Annotated in this window: 2 protein-coding genes; both read right to left on the bottom strand. The window is 39.6% G+C overall.

All coding sequences use genetic code 11. The annotated features are described in order from the left end of the window. Nucleotides 1-111 precede the first annotated feature (111 nt). Nucleotides 112-1,170 (bottom strand): TRAP transporter substrate-binding protein, encoded by a 1,059-nt coding sequence (locus QL886_RS12955; protein ID WP_290179039.1) that lies wholly within the window; start codon nt 1,168-1,170, stop codon nt 112-114. Nucleotides 1,171-1,551: 381 nt separating this feature from the next. Beyond that, a complete protein-coding gene (locus QL886_RS12950) occupies nt 1,552-1,899 on the bottom strand; it encodes a hypothetical protein (protein WP_290179038.1) in 348 nt (115 codons plus the stop codon). Between the last annotated feature and the right edge of the window lie 213 nt (nt 1,900-2,112).

Below are 2,112 nucleotides of genomic sequence, written 5' to 3'. Positions count from 1 at the left end.
GCATGGTGGTTAGGACGATGATGATGAGACTCACCCCACCGATAAACTGGCATAACCTAGAGATTAGGACGCTGAGCTTGACTAAAAATGCCATGTGACACCTCCAATAGGTTAGACCTTACAGGCAGCACTGGCAGCTTTTGCTTTTTCATAGACGCCATCAGCATCCAAACCCAAAGCCTTAATATCGCTTAGGTATTTTTGGGTTCCTCTTTCAAGTGGCCCTTTCCAATCTGGATCATTTAACGGATCAGGAATTTCGACAATTTCATCGCCCTTATCTTTAGCAGCTTGGATTGCCATCTGGTCATGTTTATCAAACACTTCACCAACTTTACTGGCCAACGCCATTCCTGAATTTTTATCCAAAACTTGTTTTAGATCATCAGGTAAATTGTCGTATTTGTCCTTGTTCATCGTGACCATAAGCGCTGAACTATAGAAAGGAATGTTGGTATGATATTTGGTAATCTCATCAATTTTAAATGCTGTTACCGCCTCCCAAGGGAAACTTAAACCATCAACGACACCGCGTTGTAGAGAGGTATACATATCGTTTGCAGGTAAACCGACTGGTGAAGCACCTGCACTTTCGATGATATCACCTGCCACAGCTGAAGGACGGCGAATACGCATACCTTTCATATCTGCAGGCGTTCGAATCAACTTATCTGTTGTATGAAGTGCGCCAGGTCCACCGCCATACATGAACAATAAATGCGTGTCTTCGTACTCACTCGCTAAAGTACCATCATCATATAGGGTCTGTAGCATACAGCCCATTTGAGTTGCTGAATTTGATAAACCTGGAAGCTCAGTAATCTGAGTCAAAGGAAAGCGACCATTGGTATAACCATGCGCTTGTGAACCGATATCGATCGTACCTTTGGCAGCAGATTCGTAAGTAACGTCTGCTTTAGCAAGGCCCGCCGATGGATACAGCTCAACTTTTAGACGACCGTCAGAATCTGTTTCTATCTGTTTTGCCCAAGGCTCAAAAACTTCTTTACTGATAGATGAGGTTGCTGGCCAAAAATGTGAAAACCGTAGCACAGTAGTTTCTTGAGAAGTCACTGATGAGCCATCAGTCGTATCAGCAGATTGGTTAGAACAGCCAAGAAGACTAATAGCGGCTAAAGCACCAATTGAAAAAAGAGGAGCTAACTTCATTATCAATTCCTTTTGATAATTATGAGAATAGGAGTAAGGTGTTACGAGCAGACAATTTGATTCATCCTAGATTAAATTGGCTACAAGGTTTAGATATATTTTTTACATACCTGTAATAAAAGTACTGTTTAAAATTAGCAGCTATAATGATAGAAGTCAAATCATTTTGAGCGAATTATGAAGGATATATTCATATTATAGATATACTTTTGATACTTGAATTGTCTATATAGATAATAGTAAAAAGTAAGCAAAATAAAATAATTCCTCATAAAAAAGCTCTCAGCCTGTTATCCAGTTGAGAGCTTTTTTATATAGATACTATATGAATTCATAGAAGCTGCTCTAAGCAGTTATATAAATAATAATAGTGATAAAGCGTTATTCTTCCATCTGCCATTTATCATCTACCCATATAGCATCGTTATCATCTAGATGCACATGCCATTCTGCATCAGTTACCGCGAGGCGAATCTCGGTCAGACACTGTAGCCAATGTTCTAGTGTATATATAAGATCTTTTACATCCAAACTAGAAGGTAGCTTTGTAGCTCCTGCTAGTATTACCTCTGACTCACTATCATCATATGCATAGAGATCAAAAGTCTCCGCATCCTCTGCATCCTCGAAATTTTCATTATATTCATCGACTATTGATGCAACCTTTTCTTGCTCTTGTTGAGTCAAGAGAGTAGAACGTTCAGCAGTATAGTAGAGTGAAACGCCCATAATATGCTCCAAAATAAATGACAGATTGTAGATTCTAGAAGTGAATAAATAATATCACATCAAAATGGTACGTAGGAAAGTTTGGATTCTTGACCGAAGTATCTAGCGCTAAAGTTTCCACCACCAAGCACTGGCGCCAAACCACACACAAAGAAAAACCCCCGACAAGCTAATGTCGGGGGATATTTCAGAATAGAGAGCTGACGATGACCT

It is taken from the genome of Psychrobacter sp. APC 3281 (genome assembly GCF_030407815.1).
Classification (GTDB): Bacteria; Pseudomonadota; Gammaproteobacteria; order Pseudomonadales; family Moraxellaceae; genus Psychrobacter.
The sequence above is the reverse complement of the archived record's forward strand: the minus strand, read 5'-3'. Positions and strand labels throughout refer to the sequence as shown.